This window comes from Roseateles sp. P4_D2, assembly GCF_056401875.1.
On the sequence record NZ_JBFUIM010000012.1, the window covers coordinates 145,923 to 167,588 of the forward strand.

The 21,666-nt window shown below is 67.0% G+C and carries 16 protein-coding genes; 3 read left to right on the plus strand and 13 right to left on the minus strand.

The annotated features are described in order from the left end of the window. Positions 1 to 632 precede the first annotated feature (632 nt). From AC1DW0_RS21205 to AC1DW0_RS21215, 3 genes are all read right to left on the minus strand, one after another. Complete coding sequence (locus tag AC1DW0_RS21205) at positions 633 to 1,691, minus strand: LacI family DNA-binding transcriptional regulator (RefSeq protein ID WP_457391827.1); 1,059 nt, start codon at positions 1,689 to 1,691, stop codon at positions 633 to 635. A 132-nt stretch (positions 1,692 to 1,823) separates the two neighbouring features. Next, a complete protein-coding gene (locus tag AC1DW0_RS21210; RefSeq protein ID WP_457391825.1) occupies positions 1,824 to 3,392 on the minus strand; it encodes an alpha-N-arabinofuranosidase in 1,569 nt (522 codons plus the stop codon). Next, a complete protein-coding gene (locus tag AC1DW0_RS21215) occupies positions 3,389 to 4,516 on the minus strand; it encodes a glycoside hydrolase family 43 protein (protein ID WP_477947802.1) in 1,128 nt (375 codons plus the stop codon). The genes AC1DW0_RS21210 and AC1DW0_RS21215 overlap by 4 nt, the downstream gene beginning before the upstream one ends. Positions 4,517 to 5,466: 950 nt before the next feature. On the opposite strand from AC1DW0_RS21215, the gene AC1DW0_RS21220 reads away from it, so the two are divergent. The 3 genes from AC1DW0_RS21220 (at position 5,467) to AC1DW0_RS21230 (ending at position 9,632) form a co-directional block, all read left to right on the plus strand. Continuing rightward, positions 5,467 to 6,102, plus strand: coding sequence for a sigma-70 family RNA polymerase sigma factor (locus tag AC1DW0_RS21220; protein ID WP_457355466.1), 636 nt, complete (start codon positions 5,467 to 5,469; stop codon positions 6,100 to 6,102). A 43-nt stretch (positions 6,103 to 6,145) separates the two neighbouring features. Further along, positions 6,146 to 8,653 (plus strand): serine/threonine protein kinase, encoded by a 2,508-nt coding sequence (locus AC1DW0_RS21225; RefSeq protein WP_477947805.1) that lies wholly within the window; start codon positions 6,146 to 6,148, stop codon positions 8,651 to 8,653. 103 nt (positions 8,654 to 8,756) lie between these two features. Further along, on the plus strand, positions 8,757 to 9,632 hold the full coding sequence (locus AC1DW0_RS21230; protein WP_477947807.1) for a helix-turn-helix transcriptional regulator: 876 nt from the start codon (positions 8,757 to 8,759) through the stop codon (positions 9,630 to 9,632). An 85-nt stretch (positions 9,633 to 9,717) separates the two neighbouring features. Here AC1DW0_RS21230 and AC1DW0_RS21235 read toward each other — a convergent pair whose 3' ends face one another. From AC1DW0_RS21235 to AC1DW0_RS21280, 10 genes are all read right to left on the minus strand, one after another. Continuing rightward, positions 9,718 to 14,679, minus strand: coding sequence for a hypothetical protein (locus tag AC1DW0_RS21235; protein WP_477947809.1), 4,962 nt, complete (start codon positions 14,677 to 14,679; stop codon positions 9,718 to 9,720). Positions 14,680 to 15,049: 370 nt separating this feature from the next. Continuing rightward, positions 15,050 to 16,081, minus strand: a complete 1,032-nt coding sequence (locus AC1DW0_RS21240) for an EscU/YscU/HrcU family type III secretion system export apparatus switch protein (RefSeq protein WP_477947811.1) — start codon at positions 16,079 to 16,081, stop codon at positions 15,050 to 15,052. Continuing rightward, positions 16,074 to 16,868 carry a type III secretion system export apparatus subunit SctT gene (gene sctT, locus AC1DW0_RS21245; RefSeq protein ID WP_056193482.1) on the minus strand — a complete coding sequence of 265 codons (795 nt, stop codon included), beginning with the start codon at positions 16,866 to 16,868 and terminating at the stop codon, positions 16,074 to 16,076. The genes AC1DW0_RS21240 and sctT overlap by 8 nt, the downstream gene beginning before the upstream one ends. Continuing rightward, positions 16,868 to 17,353: a serine kinase gene (locus tag AC1DW0_RS21250; RefSeq protein WP_477947813.1), complete on the minus strand. Its 486-nt coding sequence runs from the start codon at positions 17,351 to 17,353 to the stop codon at positions 16,868 to 16,870. The genes sctT and AC1DW0_RS21250 overlap by 1 nt, the downstream gene beginning before the upstream one ends. A 1-nt stretch (position 17,354) precedes the next feature. Further along, positions 17,355 to 18,683 carry a type III secretion system ATPase SctN gene (gene sctN, locus AC1DW0_RS21255; RefSeq protein WP_477947815.1) on the minus strand — a complete coding sequence of 443 codons (1,329 nt, stop codon included), beginning with the start codon at positions 18,681 to 18,683 and terminating at the stop codon, positions 17,355 to 17,357. Continuing rightward, positions 18,683 to 19,318 (minus strand): type III secretion system stator protein SctL, encoded by a 636-nt coding sequence (gene sctL / locus AC1DW0_RS21260; protein WP_056193343.1) that lies wholly within the window; start codon positions 19,316 to 19,318, stop codon positions 18,683 to 18,685. Before sctL ends, sctN begins: the two co-directional genes overlap by 1 nt. After that, positions 19,300 to 19,992: a type III secretion system protein gene (locus AC1DW0_RS21265; RefSeq protein ID WP_477947817.1), complete on the minus strand. Its 693-nt coding sequence runs from the start codon at positions 19,990 to 19,992 to the stop codon at positions 19,300 to 19,302. Before AC1DW0_RS21265 ends, sctL begins: the two co-directional genes overlap by 19 nt. Positions 19,993 to 20,195: 203 nt before the next feature. Then, entirely contained in the window at positions 20,196 to 20,969 is a 774-nt protein-coding gene (sctJ, locus tag AC1DW0_RS21270) for a type III secretion system inner membrane ring lipoprotein SctJ (RefSeq protein ID WP_477947819.1), read from the minus strand. Beyond that, positions 20,962 to 21,351, minus strand: a complete 390-nt coding sequence (locus tag AC1DW0_RS21275) for a hypothetical protein (RefSeq protein ID WP_457355486.1) — start codon at positions 21,349 to 21,351, stop codon at positions 20,962 to 20,964. The genes sctJ and AC1DW0_RS21275 overlap by 8 nt, the downstream gene beginning before the upstream one ends. Before the next feature lie 102 nt (positions 21,352 to 21,453). Then, positions 21,454 to 21,648 (minus strand): hypothetical protein, encoded by a 195-nt coding sequence (locus AC1DW0_RS21280; protein ID WP_056193332.1) that lies wholly within the window; start codon positions 21,646 to 21,648, stop codon positions 21,454 to 21,456. Positions 21,649 to 21,666 lie beyond the last annotated feature (18 nt).

Genomic DNA, 21,666 nt, shown 5'->3' on the forward strand with positions numbered 1-21,666 from the left:
CGATCTGGCACGCCATTCGGAGCCCTGCGCGATCAAACGTTTCGGATTTACTGCGTGAAAGGGTTTTTGAGGTGGGAGCTTGTGGCTCCTCCGCAATGCCCGGCATAAAAAGCGCCCAACCGGTGACCGGAGGGGCCAAAGGAGTTGCTTCACAACTCCTCGGAGTAACTTGAAGTTATAGAGGCGGGCGCCAACAATCGGCACTTCCCAACGAGGCGGTGAACGCCTCTGCCTGCTTGCCACGCTCAAATGCGGCACACCTTGGTGTGAACATGTCTTGTCTCCATATTTAGTCAGCTGCCTGCGCGGCATGACACCGATACCACACGACGGCAATAATTGGCTCGGAATTATTTGTTTCCGATGCCGTTTCGGAAGCTGATTCCATCACTTCCCCCAACCATTAAAGCGGTATGGCACCGATACCATACTGCTCCAAAAAAATTTTGGTCGGTCGCCAGGCAAACATCTGCCCGACACCCTCACAAGATAGCTGTAACGAATTTAGGTGTCAACCGTGGCTTCCACCATCCGCGGGTCAACACTTACGTGAAAATCCATTTAGCTTCAACCCTCGATCCATTCAGGCAGGGTTATCCGCAACGGTAAGTCTGCCGTTGCGTTGAGCCACTTTATGCAACCGTCGTGCTCAGTGCCGATTCGCCCTCCCCCTTGGTTTTTACCGGCCCGGTGGACTGGCGGACGACGAGTTCCGGCGCAAAGAGGATTCTCGTCCCCTGCGCATGCCGGCTCTTGCCTTCTATCAACGCGATCAATTCCGTCATCGCGCGCGCGCTCATTTCCGCGATGGGCTGTTTGATGGTCGTGAGGGGTGGGTGAACGTGCCGGGCGGTGGGCAGATCGTCAAAGCCGATCACGGACAGGTCGTGTGGAACACGGAAACCTCGCCCGCGAATGGCGTCGATGGCTCCCATGGCCATTTCATCATTGGCGGCGAATATCGCAGTGGGCGGGCACGGCAAATCCAGCAATTGCTCCGTCGCTGCGAAGCCCCCGGTTTGGATGAACGAGCCATGGACGATCAACTTCGGGTCAACTTCCAGACCCGCAGCGACGAGCGCCTCGACATAAGCGGCCTCGCGCTCCGCACTTTGACCGGTGTATTTGGTGCCAGCGATGAAGGCGATCCGTCGATGCCCAAGCGTCAAAAGATGTTGCATCGCCATCAACGCCCCCTTGCGGTTTTCCAGCGCAACCACCGGCAATTTGACAGGACGTGCGTCGAAATTCAGAAATACACAAGCCTGCTGGCGCTCCTCGAGTTCGCTTAAATAGCTGTCGTCCATGCTCGGCATCGGTAATATCAGCCCGGCGCAAAACTTGGCCAACATGTCGCGCGTGCCCACGCGGTCCGCGCCTTCGAATCGCTCGGCATTGAAGACAAGGATGTCATAGCCAAGGGCGTCTGCTTTCTCGCTGATGACCTTGGTGATTTCATGAATGAAGAGCGATCCGATGTTGTGCACGAAGATGCCGATCAATCGGCTCCCCTTGGTGCGCATGCGCCGGGCGACAATATCGGGCGTGTAGTTCAGCTGCGCGGCGGCTTCCATGACGCGGGCGCGCGTGTCTTCTGAAACATAGCCCTCCCCGCGAATGGCGCGCGAGGCGGTGATGTGGGCCACACCTGCCAGTCGCGCCACTTCAATGAGTTTGCTAGGCTTTCTCATATTTTTTCGCTAGCACGGTTCGATCAATTTTTGGCATCGAGAATTCAATGTTCGGCGGTGTTTTCTGAAGCTTGATCAATGTAGCTGCACTTCGCGCGCTCAATACTCGTTTCAGACGCCAGCCTCGAACCGTCAACGAAGCTCCAAACTGACCACCGAGCGCGCCGGCAAATCGACCGTCAGCGTCGAACCGGTCCAACGTGCACCGTTGAAGTCGAGCGGCGCAACGGTGTCGGGCGCGTCGAAGCCGTTGAAGCTGTCCATCGCCGGCGCCGTCAAGACCTGGCCCCGCACGGCGCCCGGCTTCAGGCCCAACACGTCCAGCGTCAGGCGGTGAGGCCGGTTGGGGTCGAGGTTGGCAAGGGACACATGCGTACGGCCGACCGCGTCGACGCTGGCCGTGCCCGTGACCGCCGGCACGTCCAGCCCACCGTGGCGGTAGCGCTGGGCGTCGATCGTCAGCGGTAGTCGACGCGCGTCCTGGTGCACCTGGTAGAGGTCGAACACATGGTAGGTCGGCGTGACCAGCATGCGCGGGCCGTCGGTCAGGATCATGGCCTGAAGCACGTTGACCATTTGCGCCACGTTGGCCATGCGCACACGCTCGGCGTGGGCGTGGAAGACGTTCAGCGTGACGGCCGCCACCAACGCGTCGCGCAGGGTGTTCTGCTGCCACAGGCCGCCAGGGCCGTCGGGTTCCTTGTCGTACCAGGTTCCCCATTCGTCGACGACGAGGGCGACCTCCTTGCCCGGGTCGTATTTGTCCATGATGACGCTGTGCTTGCCGACGAGTTCGTCCATCAGCAGCGCGCGCTTCATCGTCGAGATCCACGCCGCCTCATCGAAGCCGCGTGCGGGGTGCACGCCGCCCCAGCGGTTGCTGGGCAGCGTGTAGAAATGCAGCGACAAGCCATCCAGCAGCGGCTTGGGCGGGCTGTAGAGGATGGGCGACGTCGCGTTCGGGCGGAACCTCGTCGCCAGCCGCATGACGGTGTCGGTCCATTCATAGTCGTCTGTGTCCGGGCCGGTGGCAATCTTGCGGATGCCGGGGCCGGAGTAGGACTTGAGGTAGCCCTGGAACTGCCGGTAGCGGTTGGCGTACTCCTCGGCGTGCATGTGGCCGCCGCACCCCCAGCTCTCGTTGCCGACGCCGACGAACGGGACTGCCCATGGCTCGGAGCGGCCGTTGCGCGCGCGCTCCGCGCCGGGCGCCGTGGTGGCGGGCGCCGTCATGTATTGCATCCAGCCCTGCGCTTCCTCGACGCTGCCCGACCCCAAGTTCACGCCGACATAAGGCTGGGCGCCGATCTGCTCGACGAAGTCCATGAACTCGTGCGTGCCGAAGGTGTTGGGCTCGATGGCGTTGCTCCAGCTCGAGTTGATGCTGGGCTGGCGCTGCGAACCGACGCCGTGGCGCCAGTGGTAGTCGTCGGCGAAGCAGCCGCCTGGCCAGCGCACGACGGGAACCTTGATCCGGCGCAGCGCGGCGACAACGTCATTGCGGATGCCGCGCGTGTTGGGAATGGGCGATTGCGGCCCCACCCAGATGCCCTCGTAGACGCCGCGGCCCAGGTGCTCGACGAACTGGCCATAGACCTCCTTGTGGATGACAGGGCCGGGCGAGCCCGCATCGAGACGCCCGCTGTCCGCCTGGGCGATGGCAGCGCCAAGCGACAGCACGCAGGCGATGAACGCTTTCATGGGGCGAAGTAGGTTTGCAGCCGCTGCGCTTCTTCCGGCGCGATGGCGATGACGGCGCCGTGCTTCGCGCCAACGAAGTTGGTCGCCTTCATCGGCGAGCCCGGTTCATTGAAACGGCCCAGGTTCTTGAAGTTCACGAAGTCCGCGGTCTCGGAGAAGCCCATGTTGTTGCGCGGCTTTGCGCCGAACACGTCGTACATCAGCACCCAGGTGTCGCTGCCGTGGCGGCGCCACAAGTTGGGCGCTTCGGTGCCCACCGTCTCCGGGTCGATCTTCTGCGGGTTGAAGACATAGCCACCGTTGATGCGGTCCGACACCGCCTGGCGCAGGTGGCCGGGCGCGTCGTGCGCGACGTAGAACATGTGGAAGCGGTCGCCGATGCGCGTGATGTCGCCGTCGATGGCGCTCTTGCCCTTCACCGGGTAGGTGAACAGCGGCTCGGGCGACGTGGTCAGCGTCGTGAAATCGGCGTCGGCATAGGCGTAGACGAGGTGGTCGGCGCCCTTCTTCACGCGGGTCGTGTAATAGACCATGGGCTTGCCGGCCTTGTCGTCCCAGATGGTTTCGGGCGCCCAGACGACGCCGAGGTCGCCGCCCTGCGGGAACAACTGGGCCACCGGCACGCGGTGGTGCGTCCAGTGCAGCAGGTCCCAGGACTTCATGAAGATGAGATTGCGGTTGTTGCCCCAGCCGTACTCCTCGCCGGATCGCTCCCAATCAGTCGCACGCAGGCCAGCGGGCTTGGCGAAGATGTGCAGGTCCGTCATCGCCATGTAGAAGGCGCCATCCGGCCCGCGCATCAGGTGCGGGTCGCGGACGCCTTTTTGCTCCGCCAGCACCCGGCCCAGGAAGACAGGCTGGCCGCCGTTCACATCGGTGAATGTGTAGCCATCGGCTGAAGTGGCGAAATAGATGTCGTGCGTCTCGTCCTTGAAGTAGACGAGCAGGTAGGACGTCAGATTTTTCTCTACCGATGCCCCCTCGAGCCGCGCCGGCAGCTTGTCGATGATGCTCAGCACCTTGACCGGATGGGCGACCTCCAGCGGCGGCACCTGCGCCTGAGCACAGAGGGCGGCCGCTGCGAGCAGTGGCAGCGTGAGAAGGGACTGGAGCAACCGCCTCATGATTTCCTTTTTACAGATTCGCTTCTGCACGCTGTCACGTGCCAGTGGTTTCGGCGCCCACTTTGACGGTTCGAATAAATCAACAGTATTCGAATATGGTATCGGTGCCATATCGACAGAAAAAAAAACACTTCCGCAGCATCTGGATTGCCGGGTTATCCCGTAGGGCCAAGAGCCAGACCGCCCGCCATGTCACCGAGCCAAGGTCGGCGCTCGAAACTGCCGACAGGCTACCCCGTAAGGACGGGAAGCACATATGAAAGTTGGGCGTCGATATATGCAGATTTGAGGATGGCTACGACGAGAGAACGACCAATCCTGGTTCAGTCACCGCCTGGGCCTAGGCGCATAAAGCTGCCGTAGCGGCAGCTTTATGCATTTTGGGGACACCACGCTCCAGCCAGGCGTCGCAGTGCTCTCTGCGCATCGGCAATGTCATCAGATGTAAACCCAAATGACATCGATAACATTTGCCAGCACAGTGTGGACGACTGACAGTCCGGCTGCGGCCACGCCGGCTCTCGGAAATGCCCACAACGAGGGAGACAACCCATGCACCGCGACCGACCCGCATCACTCAACGGTGATCGCCCCGACTACGACCTCTTCCGCCCGGACGCACAGGCGCCAGCGGCGAACATGAGACGCAGGGCCGCTTCGGCCGGGCGCCAGTTTCAGAAGCGATGGCCGTGTTAGCAAACGCGCTTCATCGCTGATCGCAGGTATGCCGCCGCTGGGTCTTCGGCCCAGCGGCGAGGAATGTCTGGGTCGAGAGAGCCGGGTCGCTGCGCAGTTGCACACCACCGGCGTGTAAGCGATTTCAATGTCCCTGAAATGAGGCTGCTGCCAAAAAACGGTGCATCAATCGCCGTTTGCAGACGTAGGCTGCGCACCCCGAGCAGTTTGAGCAAGGAGCAAGTTGCATCATGACGAGCGGACCCGTTGACGAGATGGCCCACGGGCCGGTAACGCAGTTGCTTCGACAGTGGTCCGACGGCGACGGCCAGGCGTTCGAGCGCCTGATTCCGCTTGTGTATGACGATCTGCGTCATCTCGCGCGCCGCCATCTGCGGGGCGAGCGCTCAGGCCACACCCTCCAGGGCACCGGCCTGGTCCACGAGGCCTTCCTGCGCTTGGCCAAGGAACGCGAAGTGCAGTGGAAGTCGCGCTCGCAGCTGTTTGCGCTGGTCTCCAAGCTGATGCGCCACATCCTGGTCGACCATGCCCGCGCACGCCAGACAGGCAAGCGAGGCGGCGGCCAGATCGCCGTGAGCCTGGAGGAACTTCATGAGTTGCCCACGGATTGGGACCAATCGATCCAGGCGGGCGAGCTGGCACTCAACATCCTCACGCTCGACCAGTGCCTGCAACGGCTGGAACGCCTCGACCCGCAGCAGAACCAGGTCGTTGAGCTGCGCTACTTCGGCGGGCTCAGCATCGACGAGACCGCCGAGACGCTGGGCATTTCTCCGGCCACGGTGAAGCGGGAATGGGTGACGGCGCGGGCCTGGCTGCTGCGCGAAATGGCGCGGCCTGCTGCTGTCGCCTCGCGCCGGGAAGTTCTTTCCGCTGTCGCGCCGGCATGAGCTTGCACTGCCGTCCCGGGAGGCAACGGCATTGAGCGCATCGATGGAAGCCGAGCTGTGGCAACGGGCCAAGGCAGTCGTGGCCGACGCCATGGAGCGTCCGGCGAGCGAGCGCAAGGCTTTCGTGCGGCATGCCAGCGCCGGCGACTCGACGTTGATGCGCGAAGTCGAAGACCTGCTTGAAGCCGCCGGCGCTGTGGCAAGTCCCCTGGATGCGCCGCCCGCTGAATTCATGCTCGAGGCGCTGGGGCAGCGCGCGACCGGGACATGGGTTGGGCGAACACTGGGTGCCTATCGGCTCGTGTCGCTGATTGCCCGCGGCGGCATGGGCGAGGTGTACCTCGGTGAGCGCGCTGACGGCCAGTACGAGCAGCAGGTGGCGGTCAAGGTGATGAGGGCGGATGCCGACCAGGCCGTTGCCCTGGAACCGTTCTGGGCCGAGCGGCGCATCCTGGCCTCGCTCGACCATCCCAACCTCGCCAAACTGATCGACGCCGGCGTCACGGGCGACGGCGCGCCGTGGTTTGTCATGGAACTCGTTCAAGGCGACGCCATCGACACCTACTGCGACGGTCGCGGGCTTGGCGTGGAAGATCGGCTGCGGCTCTTTGTCACCGTCTGCCAGGTGGTGGGTTATCTGCACGGACGCGGCGTGGTGCACCGCGATCTGAAGCCGAGCAACATCCATGTGCGCGGCGATGGCACGGTCAAGTTGCTGGACTTCGGCATCGCCGAGCAGCTGCATCCGGTGCAGGCCGACAACCAGCACACGGATGGAATCCACCGCATCCTGACGCCCGAATACGCCAGCCCCGAGCAGATCCGCGGCGAGCCGGTCACGCCGGCGAGCGACGTCTTCTCGCTGGGCGTGGTGCTGTATCGGTTGCTCGCCCGGACGAGTCCCTATGCTCGCGGCGTCGGCGACGTCTCGCCGGGCCAGGCCATCCTCGAAGACGGCCCGCCTTGGCCAAGCCGGGCCGTCGATGCCAGCCTGACCGGTGCCGGCACACTCAGGCGGCAGCTGCGCGGTGGCCTGGATGCGGTGGTGATGAAAGCCCTGCACAAGTCGCCGGCGCAGCGCTATGCCAACGCGGCGGAACTGGCTGACGATCTCTCCCGGCACCTGCAAGGCCTCGCGGTGCAGGCTCGGCCCCATGCGCGGCGCTACCGCATCGGCCTCTTCCTGCGGCGCCACCGTGTGGCGCTCTCTGCGTCCCTGCTGGTTCTCGTGGCCGCCTCCACCGTGGCGGCCTATGAGGCCTACGAAGCGCGCCGGCAGAAGGCCCGTGCGGAGCAGCACTTCGCCGACGTCCGCAAGCTGGCCACCCTCATGCTGCGCGACCTTCAGAAGGCCATCGCGCCGCTGCCAGGGGGCACGGCGGCGCGGCGGATGGTCGTGCAGAACGCGCTCGACTCGCTGCGGCATTTGAGCGCCGAAGCCGCCGGGGACGCTGAGCTGCAGATCGAGCTGGCCGGCGGCTACCGCAACATCGGCGACATCCAGGGCCGCCCGTATTCGGCCAACCTCGGTGACCCGAAGAGCGCGCGCGACAGCTACGACCGCGGCATCGCGCTGGTGAAGGACCTCGTCGGCAACCCGCGGGTCGCCGAGCCGAGCCAGGCCCATGCCGCGGCCACGCTCGCCCAGCTGTATCAGCGCAAGGGCACGCTGCTGGCCTCCCAGGATGACGACGCCGCGGCGGAATCACTGGTGGCCCAGGGGGTCGGGCTGATGGACATGTTGGCCGCACGTGGCCAGCTGGATCCCGAGTTGCAGACCGTCCATGCCGCGATGCATTCCCAGCTCGCGCAGGTCCAGCGTTTCGTTGACAAGGTGGAGCCCTTCTTCAAGAGCCTGGCAACCGCCCGGCGCCTGTATCTGGCCATCCTCGCTAGCCGGCCTGGCGATGAGACGGCCACGTCCGGCCTGGCCACCACCTACCTGGAAGAAGGCACCTACTACTTCGAACGCGATGAGGAGGCTGCGACGGTGCAGCTGGCCATCGCGGCGTTCCGGCGCGCCCTCGAGCTGCAAGGGCCGGTCGTGCAAAGGCATGGTGATGATGCGCGCCTGCAGCGCAATTTCGCGGCCCACCACGCCAATCTGGCCGCGGCTCTCATGCGCGCAAAGCAGCCACGCGATGCGGCCAACGCCTACCGGCAAGCGGTCCAGATCCTGTCCGAGCTGAGTGGGCGGGACCCCAGCAACGCGCAACTGCGCGCCGAGGTGGCCATCGTCACCGGCTCGATGAGCAAGGCGCTGCTGGCCAACGGCGATGCGGCGGCCGCCGTAGCAGCGGCGCAGCGGGCGGTGGAGGGCTACAACAGCCTGCCAGAGGGCTCACTGCGCGACCTGAACACACGCTACAAGCAGGGCGTGGCCCACTACCTGCTGGGCCAGGCGCTTGCCGCCGGCCACCAGAACGCCCGGGCATGTGCCGCGTGGCGACGCAGCCTGGTCATCCTGCGCGACGTGCAGAGCCACAACGGCATTGGCCGGACCGACACCACGCCGGCCGTCGTGTCGCAGTCACTGCAGCGCTGCGACTAAAGCGTATCCAGCTGAAACGCCATGAGCCGGTCGCTCCGCGTTTCTCGCCTTATGCGGTATCTGGAACTGATGCGCAGCCGAGGTGTTTGGCATGGGAATGTTGATGTCTTTGGGAGCGGCGTTCGGCCGTGGCGACCATCCGCTTCCGCCCGGAGCGAACGGCACCACGCCGGTATTGCTGCACGACGAGCCGCCAGGGTTGCAACGAGACCTGACCCAGCCGCGGCTGCAGCCGGCGCTGCTCGTCGCGCTGATGGCGGCAGAGACACCCGAGCTGCGCCAGCGCTCGGTGAAGGCGCTGCTGCGGTCGCTCGGCTTTGAATGGCTGGGCTACGGCTGTTTCAGCCAGGCGGGAGACCGCCCCGTGCCGCGGTCGTTCTGCACGACCTACGCGGATCCCGCCTGGACGGAACGCTACTTCGCCGAGACCTATCACCTGGTCGACCCGCGGTTGCAGCGCGTGCCCGAATCCGGCCTGCCGGTCATGTGGACGCTGGACGAGCTGCAAGCCGAGGCCGAGACGCCTTCCTACCTGCAGGGCCTGCGCCAGCGCTTCTTCGACGACCTGCGCGCCACCGGTGCCGGCAGCGGCGTGATGATGGGCCTGCCGAGCTTGCCGGGCCGTGATCGGCACATCATCAGCCTGATCTCGAAACGACCGGGCCGCGACTGGATGACCGATGCGGTGCTGGGCCAGGTCCTGACCCTGGCCCTGTGCCTGCACGAGTTCTACAGCCGCTATACGCTGGCACCGCAAGCGGACGGCCTGCGCAGCGCCGCCGGCGCGCTGACGCCGCTGCAGAACGAGATCCTGGCGCGGCTGGCGCGCGGCCTGCCCGACAAGCTCATCGCCGCGCAACTCGACCTCTCGTTGCACAACGTCGACTACCACATGCGCCAGCTGCGCAAGCGCTTCGGCGTGCGCAACCGCCTGCAGCTGATGCAGGCCGCGCTGGGGCCGGCGCCTTACGCCGCCTGAGCCCTGACGGCGGCCCGCACGGGGCCGTTGCGCCGACGGCTGAACGCGGTGGCGCAACGCCGTGCCGAAGCGGCACGGGTGCACATCACGCCTTCGGTGCGTGATACCCATCGGGAAGCACCAGCACATCGCCCACTTCGATGTAGTTGGGGTTCTGGCCGCCGCGCGCGTTGATGGGGCGCTTGTCGCTTTCCATGCGGTCGTTGAGCCACAGGTTGTGGCCATAGATCCACTCCACGACCTTGGGATCATTGCCGGCGATGCTCCAGACGCTCTCGTCCGCCTTCACGGTGTAGGTGTTGCCGCGTGCGGTCTTCGACGTGTCCACCGGTGCGGGCGGCGTGTCATCGGGCTTGGGCAGGGGCGGCGGCGCCATGCCATGCGCCTGCAGCCAGTTCTTCAAGCCCTCACCCCCACGGGCAGACAGCCGGATGTTGACGTCGGCCATGCAATGGATCTCGCGCGACTTCGGGTTGTAGTCGATGAAGTAGTGCGCCTTGTTGGGGTCGTTGACCTTGGCGGCGCCGGGTGCGGCCGCGATGTCCTTGTCGTAGACCCAGCTGCCACCGCGGTAGTAGGTCTGCGTCATCGGATCCTCGAAGCGCTTCTTGCTGCCGTTGTAGGCCACACTCGAATAGGACAGGTCCACCTTGGTCGGGTCCTCGGGCAGGGCCAGGAAGGCCTCGTAGTGCTCCGGCGCCTGCTTGTCGGTGTCGTATTCGGACGCCTGGCGTACCTGCTCCAGCCGACCCGTGCGCTGCAGCTCGTTGACCCAGTCCACGAACTTGTCGGGGTCGCCCTTGGCATCGCTGTAGGCATCCAGCAGCCCCTCGGCCAGCGACTCGCCGCTGAGCCAACGGTTGAAGTTGGCCTTCAGCAGGTCGCGGTCGGCAAGATTGTCAGCAGCGCCGGGCGACATGCCGGCGGCGGAGAGGAAGTCTCGATCCACCGATTCCAGCTGCTTGTGGATCTTCTGCTCATTGCCGTACCAGTTGACCAGGTCGGTCGCCGTCCAGGCCATGGTGGCCAGCCAGCCTGCAGGGCCGGCCTCCATGAAGGGGAGCTTCTTGGCCATGAACTTGCCGACAGCCTCGTAGATGTTCGCCGGCGTCATCACCGCCTTCAAGCCGAAACGGCCGAGCGCGTACTTGTTGACGGCGCCCTCGATAGCCAGCTGCGCCGCCTTGATCGGCCCATCGCGCGTCACAGCCGCGCCACCCTGTGCGGCGATCCGCTTGGCCTCCTCGGTGGTGACCAGCGGGTCCTTCAGCAGGTTCCAGGCCCCCTTGAACTCGAGCGTCGAGATCGCAACGTCGTTGGACAGGTTGACGGTGGCGGTCCAGAAGTTGCGCTGGTCCACCGGCTTGCCGTCGACGAAGTTGTTGATCTCGCTGTTCACCCGGCTCGCGTCCCACACCGCAGCGTCGGCATGCAGCAGGCCGAAGAAGCCGATGGACTTCCATTCGGCGGTGCGGGTGAACTCGCTGCCGCGCTCGATCGTGCTGAGGCTCGGCAGGCCCCTGGTGTCGTTGAGAACCCTCTGCATGCTCGGCGGCAATGCCTGCGCGCCCTTGTGCGCCAGCGCGGCGCCGGCCTCGAGCACCTTGATGCCCGCGAAGCCCCCCACCAGCCCCAGCAGCACCGGCTTGCGCCAGGACTCGCTCGAGTCGAACTTGAGGTTGTGATAGAGGTAGTCCGTGAACCACAGCTGCGTGACGCCCACCGCGCCCCAGCTCGCCGCCGCCGCCGGGCCATGGTTGCCCAGCCGCCCATAGCCAGCGCCGTAGACACCCTTGAGCTTGTTGTTCTCGATGGCGTTCTCGGCGAAGTCGCCGGTCCACTGCAGGTACAGGTTCACCGGCACCACCCCTGCAGCCGCAGGCGGTGTGATGCCGGCGTCGCGCATCCAGTTCAGCGACGAATGCACCGCCTGCTCCTTGATGCGGGTCGAGGCGGCATCGCTGCCCATCAGCATGGTCTTGGTGTAGTCGTCGTCCAGCAGCGCCTTGCGCTTGTCGTCCACCTGGCTGTAGCCGTCCTGCTTGCCCAGCCTGTCGTCCTGGCCATAGAAGGTGACCATCTCGGTGTCGCGCAGCAGCTGGTAGCCGCGCGCGTCCAGGGTGCGCTTGCCGTCCTCGAAGGCCTTGGCGAAGTCGGGGTGCTGCTTGATCACGGCCTGCAGCGCCTTCTGCTGCTGCTCCTCGGTCATCAGTTTGCCGAAGCGCAGCTGCGGCACTTCAAGCGCGGCCATGTCCTTGTGCTTGTCTTCGAACAGCTGGCGCGAGTTCTTCTTCAGGTCGTCCAGCCCCTTGGCGGTGCTTTGCAGGGTTTCCTTCGCGAGGTCGACCTCATGCCCGCCGGCCGGGCCCCAATCCATCTTGAACTGGAAGTCCTTTTCCTGCCTGGCCGTCTCCAGAGCCAGCGTCGCCCCTGAACCGTTGGCGATGGCGCGCTGGAAGCCGCCATTGAGACGCCCCTGCTGCGGCCCCCAGTTCTCGACGATGTTCATCGTGAAGGACTGCCCCGCGGATTCGACCGCCTTCTGAACCTCGCTCGATTCCCAGGCCATCACCGGCTTGCCGTCCGCGCTGTTGCCAGTCGGATGCGAGCCGGCCGCGGCGCGGTCGATGACCATGCTGACGCCGCCGATGATCTCGTCGAAGTCCTTCAGGCCGTAGCCCATCAGCATGTCGTTGTCCATGCCGCGGAAGGACTTGAAACCCTCAGGCGTGCCGTCGATCGTCATCAGCTCCGCGGAGTGGTCGCCATGCAGCGAGACGTCGTCGATCACCTTGTCCAGGGTGCCGTTGCCGTCCGGACCGAAGAGCTTGTTGACGATGCGCGCCGTGATCTCGGGCGTGAGTTCGGCATGCCTGGCCGGGTCGGTCAGCTCCATCAACTTGCGCGTGGCCGCCGTGGCGGGCGCCGCATAGTTCTTGTCCCGCCGGTAGGTGTCCCCGTACTCGTCCTTGTAGTCCTTGACGCCCTTGTCGTAGGCATCGGTCACAGCTTGGGCCGATTCGTTCACATAGCTGTCGACGAGCTTCTTCACGCCCGGGTCCGACATCACCAACTCGCGGATCTGCAGGCTGGTGTCGGCCGGCATCGCCTTGCCGAGGGCGAGCATCTGGTTGGTCGTGCCGCTGGCGCTCTCGGTGTGGCTGATGATGCGCGCCGCTGCGGCCATGCGGGTCAGGTCTTCGTCACCCAGGTAACGGTCGACCAGGCCCATCGCGGCGTCGTCGATCGCCTTGTCGCGCGCGGCGCCGTCCGGTTGCCCGGCCGTGGCCAACGAGATCTCGTGGCCCAAGGCCTCCATCACGGCATTGCGCTTGGTCTCGTAGTCAGCCAGGGCCGTCTTGTAGGCGCCCTCGTCGGTGTGGCCGGTCGCGTTGAGCTGCGCCTGCAGCGTCGTGACCTGGTCGGTCGCGCGGTGGAACTCATAGAGCTTGTTGCCGGTGTCGCGCTGCTGGGCGTTCTCGGTCTTGACCGTCTTCAATGCAGCGTCGACCACCATCTGCGCCTCTGGGTCGTCGCGGAAGCGCTTGGCGATCTCGTGCGCCGCATCCTCGGTGGCCACCGCGTTCTTCGCGTCGGCCTTGTAGGTCTGGCGCAGCTCCGCCGCGATGGCCTGCTCGCTCTTGGCGCGTTCCCGGATCGTCAGGTTGGCGGCGCTGCGGTAGGCCTGGGCCGCCTTCTCGTAGTCCTCGCTGCCGGGCTTGTACTTGGCGAGCTCCGCTTCCTTCTTGCGCGCGTCCAGCAGCAGCTCGTGGGACAGGTCGATCTCGTCGTCCGTGTAGGTCTTCATCGCCGCCAGGTCGGTGGGCGACGCACCTGCCACGCCCGCCGGCTCCGGCACGCCAGCGATCAGCCGCACCGTGGACGCGAGCGTGTCGGGCGATGCCGCCAGCACCGAGCCCGCCGGCGCGTTCTGCGGCGATTGCAAGGCAAACAGCACCGCGTCGTGCAGCGCTCCCTTGCCGACGTTGTGCGCGCGCAGCGCATCGCCGAACAGGTCGAGCCCGTCGGCGCCACCGCCTGGCTTGGCTGGCGCGGCGAGGTGATCCAGCAACGTGCGCGCGAGTTGCCGCGCCTGCGCCGGGTCGCCGGCGGCATCGGCCGCCGTGGCCAGGTCGTCGACCAACGCGTGGTACTCCGCCTTGTCGTCGATGCCCGTGGTCTTGCCGGCCTGGCCGTCGGCCGGCAGGTCGGTGTGGCGCGCCTCCTGGCCCGCCGTCTCGGCAAGCTTGCTGACCACCGGCTGGGCCTTGGCCATCAGCTGCTTGCGCTGCTCGGGGCTCAGGCTCGTGTCTCCCATCGCCTGCGCGAGCTGTTGGGCAGCGGTGGCGGCGCCCGACTGGGCGTAGACGTCCTGGATCTGCTGGGCATAACCGTCGACGTCATGCTTGGCGACCGGCACGCCCTGCATGGGCTGCAGGAACGGTGGCGGGTTGCTGCCCAGGGGTGGCTTTGACTGCAAGGGCCCCAGCCCGGGCGACAGCGGGTTGTTGCCGCCGAGCGGAGGCGTGGCGCGCAGTGGCCCCAGGTCGTTGATGAAGGGCGAACCGCTGTTGAAGAGGGGCGCGGCTGCCAATGGATCGTAGAAGGCGTAGGTCGCCCGCGCCTTGTCGACCTGCTTCTGCGCATCCTGGGTGGCGGCCGACGGCGCGGCCGGCGCGCGGTTGTCCTGCGCGTCCTTCAGCCTGGCCTTGGCGAGGCCGTGCTCCTTCTCCTTGAACACGGCCTGAGCTTCGGCCTTGAGCGCATCGGCCCGCTTGGCCTTGAGGTCGGCCTTGGCCTCGGCGGCCTTGTCCTTGTCCTGCTGGGCCTGGGTCTGCTGCGCCTTGGCCTCGGCTTCCTCCGCGGCCTTGCGCGCGGCTTCGGCCTGGCGCTTGGCTTCCTCGGCACGGCGGCGGGCCTCTTCGGCACGGCGGCGCGCTTCCTCGGCAGCGCGGCGTGCGGCCTCCTCGGCACGGCGACGCGCTTCTTCGGCCTGTGCGGCGTCGTCCCGGCCGACGAAAGAACTGGACCCTACGGCGTCAAGCATTCACTCTCTCCTTGTCTATGGCGGATGGGCCTGATGTGCATTCCTGCCCGGCGATCAACAGTAGTTGCAGGGCTGTCGCCCTCGCAACTACGAGTCCACGTAGCGCGGGCCTGTTAACGCTATGGCAATGGGCCGCGAAGGCCCGCCACAAGGGGCCAATCAAGGCGCGGCGCGCCGTCCGCACTCGTGTGCGGGCAAGCGATGCAACGCAGAGTGGCCCCTTGTGGCGGGCCTTCCCGAAGGGTTGTCGCCAAAAAGGCCGCGTGCGGCGTTGCCAATGCTCGCCGGGTGCCCAACCCGGCTCCGCTTTGCGCCTTGCTCGCGGCCTTTTTGGCGACAACGCGACCCATTGCCATAGCGTTAACAGGCCCTAGTTATCCCCCTGGGCCCACTGCAGCAGCCGGGCCACCGGCGCATACAGCGAGCGCGGAATCGGCTGGTCCTGCGGCACCTCGTCGTACAGCAGCTCGGCGAGCGATGGGTCGAAGGCCATCGGGATCAACGCCTCGCCCGCCACGCGGCGGATCTGTGCGGCCAGCTCGGCCTCGCCGCGCACCAGCACGCGCGGCAGGTCGTGCTCGCCGAGGTACTGCAGCGCCACCGCCACGCGCTGCGAATGGATGACGGCCGAGGCCATGCGCACGCGGTCCGCCAGACTCGCGTACACGGCCTCGAAGTGGGCGCTGCGCCGGCGCGAACGGTTCAGCGGGTCGCCCTCGGCGTCCTTGTGCTCGCGCCTCACCTCGTCGATGGACATGCGCAGGCCCTTGATGAACTCGTAGCGCGTATGCGCGTAGTCCACGCCCGCCATCAGCGCGTAAACGAGCCCCGCCCAGGCGAAACTCTGCAGCACGAGGCTGGCGCCGACGCTCATCGCGGCCGACGGCGTCGCATAGCCGAGCTTCAGCGCGGTATCGAGGCAACCGCGGATCACCAGCCACATCACCGATGCGAGCAGCGCAGTCTTGACCATCATCTTCAGCAGGTTGATGAGGTTGCGCGTCGAGAAGATCTTCTGGAAACCCTGCGCCGGGTTGAGCCGGTTGACGTCGGGCTTGATGCGCTCCCAGGCCAGCAGCCCGCCCACCTGCGCGAATGAGCCGACGAAGCCGCCCGCCGCCGCCATCGCGCCCAGGCCCAGCATGGTGACCACCAGAACGCGCCCGGCGTGCAGCAGCAATGCCGGCACGCCGTCGTCCGGTGCGATGAACAGGCGCTCGCTGGTGGCGTGCAGCCACAGCTCGCGCCACAGGCCGAAGATCGTGGCGCCGGCCAGCCACAAGGCCAGCACGGCGAACAGGAAGACGGCGCTGGACGCCACGTCGTGGCTGAACACCACCTCGCCCCGCTTGCGTGCGTCGCGCAGCTTCTTGGCCGTCGGGGCCTGGTCCTTCTCAGCCACTGCGGGGCCTCATGGAAGAGCGCAGGAACTCGAGCACGCCGTTGTCGGGTCGCAGGAACTGCTGCAGCGAATCCCACAACACATACATGAACAGCATCATCATCAGCGCGGCCAGCAGGCCCTTGAGCGACTGAGTGCTCTGGAACACATTGAGCTGCGGCGCCACGCGCTGCAGCAGGCCGGCACCCAGCTCCACCAGCATCAGCACCAGGATGACCGGCGCGGCCAGCTTGACGATCCAGGTGAAGAGGGTGTCGCCCTGTCGGATGGCGAAGGCCTCGATGACGTGGCTCAGGTCCGGGAAGAAGTCGGCCACCGGCCACAGGCGGTAGGAGTCCACCACGGCACCCACCAGCGCCAGCATGCCGCCGGCCGACACGAACAGGTTGATGACGACCCAGCCGAGGAATTCGCCGGTGGGGCCGTTGTCATGCCCTGCCACGGGGTCGAAGAAGGCGGCGTTGCCGCTGCCGGTCTGGAAGTCGATCAGGTCGCCCACGCTCTGGATCGCCCAGAAGAAGATGCCGAAGCCCAGGCCCAGCATCACGCCGATCAGCGCCTCCTTGGCGGCGATGGCGACCCACATCGTCACCGACAGCGCCGGCATGTCGCCCGCCAGCGGCGACATGAACAGCGCCAGCATCAGCATCAGCGAGTTGCGCGACATGCCGGTGATGACGTTGGGCGACAGGAAGGGCGTGACCGCGAACACGGCGAACAGCCGCGGCATGGTCAGCGCGATGGAAGCGAGCAGCTGCTCGGGATGGAGGAAGGCGGACTCGTCCATCAGGCCCGCCGCGCTGCCGACCACATCTGCACCGACGCTTCCTCGGTCGCCTCGTCCTGCCGGCGCTCCTGCTGCGCACGTTGCTCGGCCTGGGCGCGCTGCTGCATCTGCCTGGCCTTCTCCAGCTCGGCGCTGGCGCGGCGCAGCTGCGCGCGGCTCGCGTCGAGCAGCCCTGCAGCCTGCGCCACCACGACCTGCGCCTGCACTGCGGCCGCGCCGGCCGTCACGATGCTTCCATCGAGCGCACGGCTCCAGGCACCCGCCTGGCGCATCTGCGCCACGCTGCAGCCGCCCTCGCCCACTGCCGCCATAGTGGACTGCCAGTGCTGCGCCTTGGCCTGGTGCTGCTGCAGCCATTGCTGCTCGGCCTCTTGCGCCCTCGCCTCGCAGGCCTGCAGCGCCCGCTGGTCACGCCCCACCACCTGCAGTGCGCTGCGCTGGTGGCGCTCGCGCACGTCGGCCAGCAGCTTCCAGGCGATGGCCATGTCACACGCCCTCGGCGAGCCGCCGCAGCGCCGCCAGCATCTGCTCGAAGCCCTGGCGCTCGCCGGGCTTCTGCGCGAGGAACTGCTGCGTCGCTGCCCGGCGCTGCACCGCCAGGTCGGCCAACGCTTCGGCGCCCTGGCGGTACTCGCCGATCTGGATCAGCAGCTCCAGCTCCTGGTATTTGGCCATCAGGGAGCGCAGGCGCCCGGCCGCCTGCGCATGCTCGGGCGACGCCACGGCCGACATCACGCGGCTGACGCTGGTCAGCACATCGATGGCGGGGTAGTGGTTGGCCGCGGCGAGCTTGCGCGACAGCACGATGTGGCCGTCCAGGATGGAGCGCACCTCCTCGGCGATGGGGTCGCTGTCGTCCTCGCCCTCGGTCAGTACCGAATACACCGCAGTGATGGAGCCACGCTCGCCCTGCCCCGCGCGCTCCAGCAATTGCGGCAGCATGGAGAAGATCGACGGCGGGTAGCTGCGACGCGTCGGCGGCTCGCCGCTGGCCAGGCCGATCTCGCGCTGGGCGCGCGCAAAGCGCGTCAGCGAGTCCACCATCAGCAGCACCTTCTGCCCCTGGTCGCGGAAATGCTCGGCGATGGTGGTGGCCACATAGGCCGACTTGATGCGCTCCATCGGCGGCCGGTCGGAGGTGGAGACCACCATCACCGTGCGGGCCATGCCTTCGGCGCCAAGGCTGCGCTCGATGAACTCCTTCACCTCGCGGCCGCGCTCGCCGATCAGCGCCACCACGTTGACGTCGGCCGTGGAGCCCCGCGCCAGCATGCCCAGCAGCGTGCTCTTGCCCACGCCGGGCGGCGAGAACACACCCACGCGCTGGCCCTCGCCGAGGGTCAGCAGGCCGTCGATGGCACGGATGCCGGTGGCCAGCGGCTCGGCCACCATGCGGCGCGCCAGCGGGTTCACCGGTGCGCGCTGGACCGGCATGCGCGCCATTGCCTTCAGCGGGCCCTTGCCGTCCATGGGCTCGCCCATGGCGTCGAGCACCCGGCCGAGCAAGCCCGGCCCGACGGGGCAGACATGGCCACGGCCTGAAGGCACCACCTCGGTCAACGCGGAGATGCCGGTGGTCGGCCCCAGCGGCGTCAGGATGGCCACCTGCTTCTGGAAGCCCACCACCTCCGCCAGCAGCGGCGGCTCGCCCGGCGTGCGCAGCTCGCAGAGTTCGCCCACATGAGCCTGGATGCCGGTAGCGTCGATCAGCATGCCCACCGCCTTGCTGACGCGGCCGCGCACGCCCACGGTGGGCAGGTGGCCGAAGGCGCGCGACAGGTCGTCGACGATGCTTTGCGTGGCCAGCTCGTCCATCAGCCCTGCTCCGTGGGCTGCAGCAACCCGCTGCGCTCCACCGCGGCGCGAAACGCGTCGAGCTGCGCATCAACACCGATCTGCAGCGTGCCCGAGGGCGTCTGCAGCACGCAGGCCTGGGCCGGCAGGGCCGGGTCGGCCACGACGGCCAGCGCCTGGGCCCAGGCCAGCTCGCCGCCGATCTGCCGCAGCGCCGTGCGCACGTGCTCCTCCTGCGCAGGCGCCACGCGCAGCATGACGAAGGGCTCGTGGCGTACCAGGGTGTCGACGCGGCGCAGCGCAGTCTCCAGCAGCGCCGCCGGATCGGCCTCGCCCAGGAACTGCCGCACGGCCTGGGCGACGATCTGCGCCATCGCCGCGCGCAGTGCCTGCAGCTGACGCTGCGCGGCCAGGGCCTCACCCACCAGCTGCTGGGCGTACTCGGCGCGCGCCGCCTCCAGCCCCTGCTCGTGACCCTGGCGGCGGCTGTCCTCGGCCTGCTGCCGGGCCTGCTGCTCGATGCGGCGCGCCTCCTGCCGCGCGGCCTCCACGACGGCCGAGGCGTCGAGCAACGCGGCGTACTCGGCCTCCTTCAGCACCTTGCGCTCGCTGAGCAGCTGCAGGTTGTCGGTCGTGATCAGAAAAGCCAGTCCCATTGCGGCAGTCTTTCCGGGACGATGCACAGCAGCATCAGCTCCCTGAGTTGTTCGAGCTGGCGCGGCTGCAGCGGCGGCACGCGCAAGCGGCTCACGCGCTGCGGCAACTTGAGCCGGATGCGCTGCAGCACCGCGGGCCCCTCGGGCAGCAGCGCGCCCGTCAGCAGCCGGTAGCCGCGCTGCACCATCACATGGCCGGCCGCATGCGGTTGCTCTTGCAGGCGCTGCATGTCGACGCGGATGTGGGTGAGCTGGGGCACGCGGTCGAGCACGAAGTCGACCGCGTCGTCGGCCACGCGCAGCGCCTGGCGCCGCACCTGCTGACCCAGGCCACCCCGCAGGCCGAACAGCGGCTTGTGCGCCGCGAAGCCACAGTAGATGGCCAGCAGCCGCAGCGAGGTGGCGTCCATCAGGTCCACGCGCTTGAGCTGGGAATCGAACTGCAGGTCCACGGTCTCGTCGGCCAGGCCGCGGGCGCGCAGCAGTTGGCCAAGCACGGCGCGGCCGGCAGGCCCGAAGCGCGAGGTGCTGCGGTGGCGCACCGGCCAATCGGGCGGCAGCCAGCTGGGGTGCAGCCCCTCCTCGGGGTGCAAGCCCTGGCGCAGCGCCAGGCGCAGCATGTCGAGCGGGCCATGCTCGGCTGCCGGTGGCGCTGGGTCGGTGACAGGCTGCAAGGTTCGCACTTCAGTTGCTCCACCGCGCTTTGCGCGGCCCGCGGCACACAGAACTTGCGGGCCGAGCGCCGGGCCGCTCCCTAGCCGGCCCGCGCTGGCGATGTGCTTGCGGCTCGATGCCACAAGCATCGCCGTCCCCTCGGGGGACCGACCGGACTCGCTCGCGTTCAGCGATGCGAGGTTGGGCGAGGGGCAGCTTCATTTCAGCGCTTCAACAGCTGGCGCCGCGCCCAGGTGCGCCAGTCAAGACCCTGGCGGCGCAGCAGGCCAGGCAGCGCGATCAGGCAGGCCACTGCGGCCAGCAACAGCACAGCGAGCGTGATCATGGTGCGGTCAAACGACAGGCCGGCCACCTCATAGCGCGGTGGCGTGTCGACGGCGGCCAGCGCCGCACCGCCGGGCCGCTTGGCCTCCACCAGCGACAGCGAAACCTGGTCGTGGGACAAGCCCTCGATGCTGTGCGCCACCATGTCCTTGACGGTCGGCGCCAGCAGCCGTAGGTCCACGTCGGGACGGTATTTGATGAAGACCGCGGCCGACGAAGGCTTGAGCTTGTCGCTCAGCGGGTCGTTGGCCGGGATCACCACATGCACGCGGGCAGCCACCACGCCGTCGATGGTGCGCAGCGTCTGCGACAGCTCCTGCGACACCGCATAGATGTAGCGCATGCGCTCTTCCGACGGCGTGGACACCAGGCCCTGCTTCTGGAAGACGTCGCCCATGCTGGCGTAGCGGTCGTGCGGCAGGCCCTGCGAGCGCAGCACGTCCAGGGCCGCGGGCAGGCGGCTTTCCTCGACCTTGAGCTGCCAGAGGCCGCCCTCGGCCGCCTCCTTCTCGGCGGGGATGCTCTCCGAGGTCAGCGCGGCCAGCATCTCGTTGGCCTCGCGCTCGTTGAGGTTGGAATAGAGGTCGACCTTGCAGGCGGCAAGGGCGAGGCACACGACCAGGGCCGCGGCGGTGCAGAGTTGCCTAGCCATTGTTCTTCAGCAACGAGTTGAACTGGTTGCTGCAGGCGCTGGCCAGGGCCGTGCACATATGCATCTTGCTGAAGTAGGTCATGGAGTCGTTGCTGAACCTGACGATCTCCATCTGCGCGCGACCGAATTCGACGGCGGCGGTCTGCGGATCGCCCAGGTCGGCCGCCGGCACCATGCGGTGGGCTATCAGCTCGCTGGCCCCGGGGCGCTGGCCGAAGAACTGGTCGGCAGCGCTGGACAGCGATTGCAGCGAGCCGGTGCCGCCGGCCTGGGGGCGGACCATGTAGCCGGCGAAATGCTGGGCTTCGGCCGGATCGATCGCGGCCGGCGCCGTGGCGCTGGACTGGACCGCAACGGCCATGGCATCAACGGGTTGGACCATGATGACCTCGCTGGGGTGAAAGGGATGAAGAAGAAGTGCCGCCCCGGCGCCGGGGCAGAGATGAAATGCCGCCCCGGCGCCGGGGCGGCGACAAGCGGAAGGTCAGACCTTCTGCGACTGCTGGCGAACGTCGCTGGCCGCCTGCAGGACCGTGTTGGTCTGCTGGGCGTTGGCCGACGTGATGGCCGCGGTGCGCTGGGCGCTCTGCGACGTCACGGTGCTGAAGATGGTCAGCTGCTTGTTCTGTTCCAGGATTGCCTTGCTGTCCAGTCCGGACTCGGGTGCGGCTACGGCCATGGTTTGACTCCTAACGTC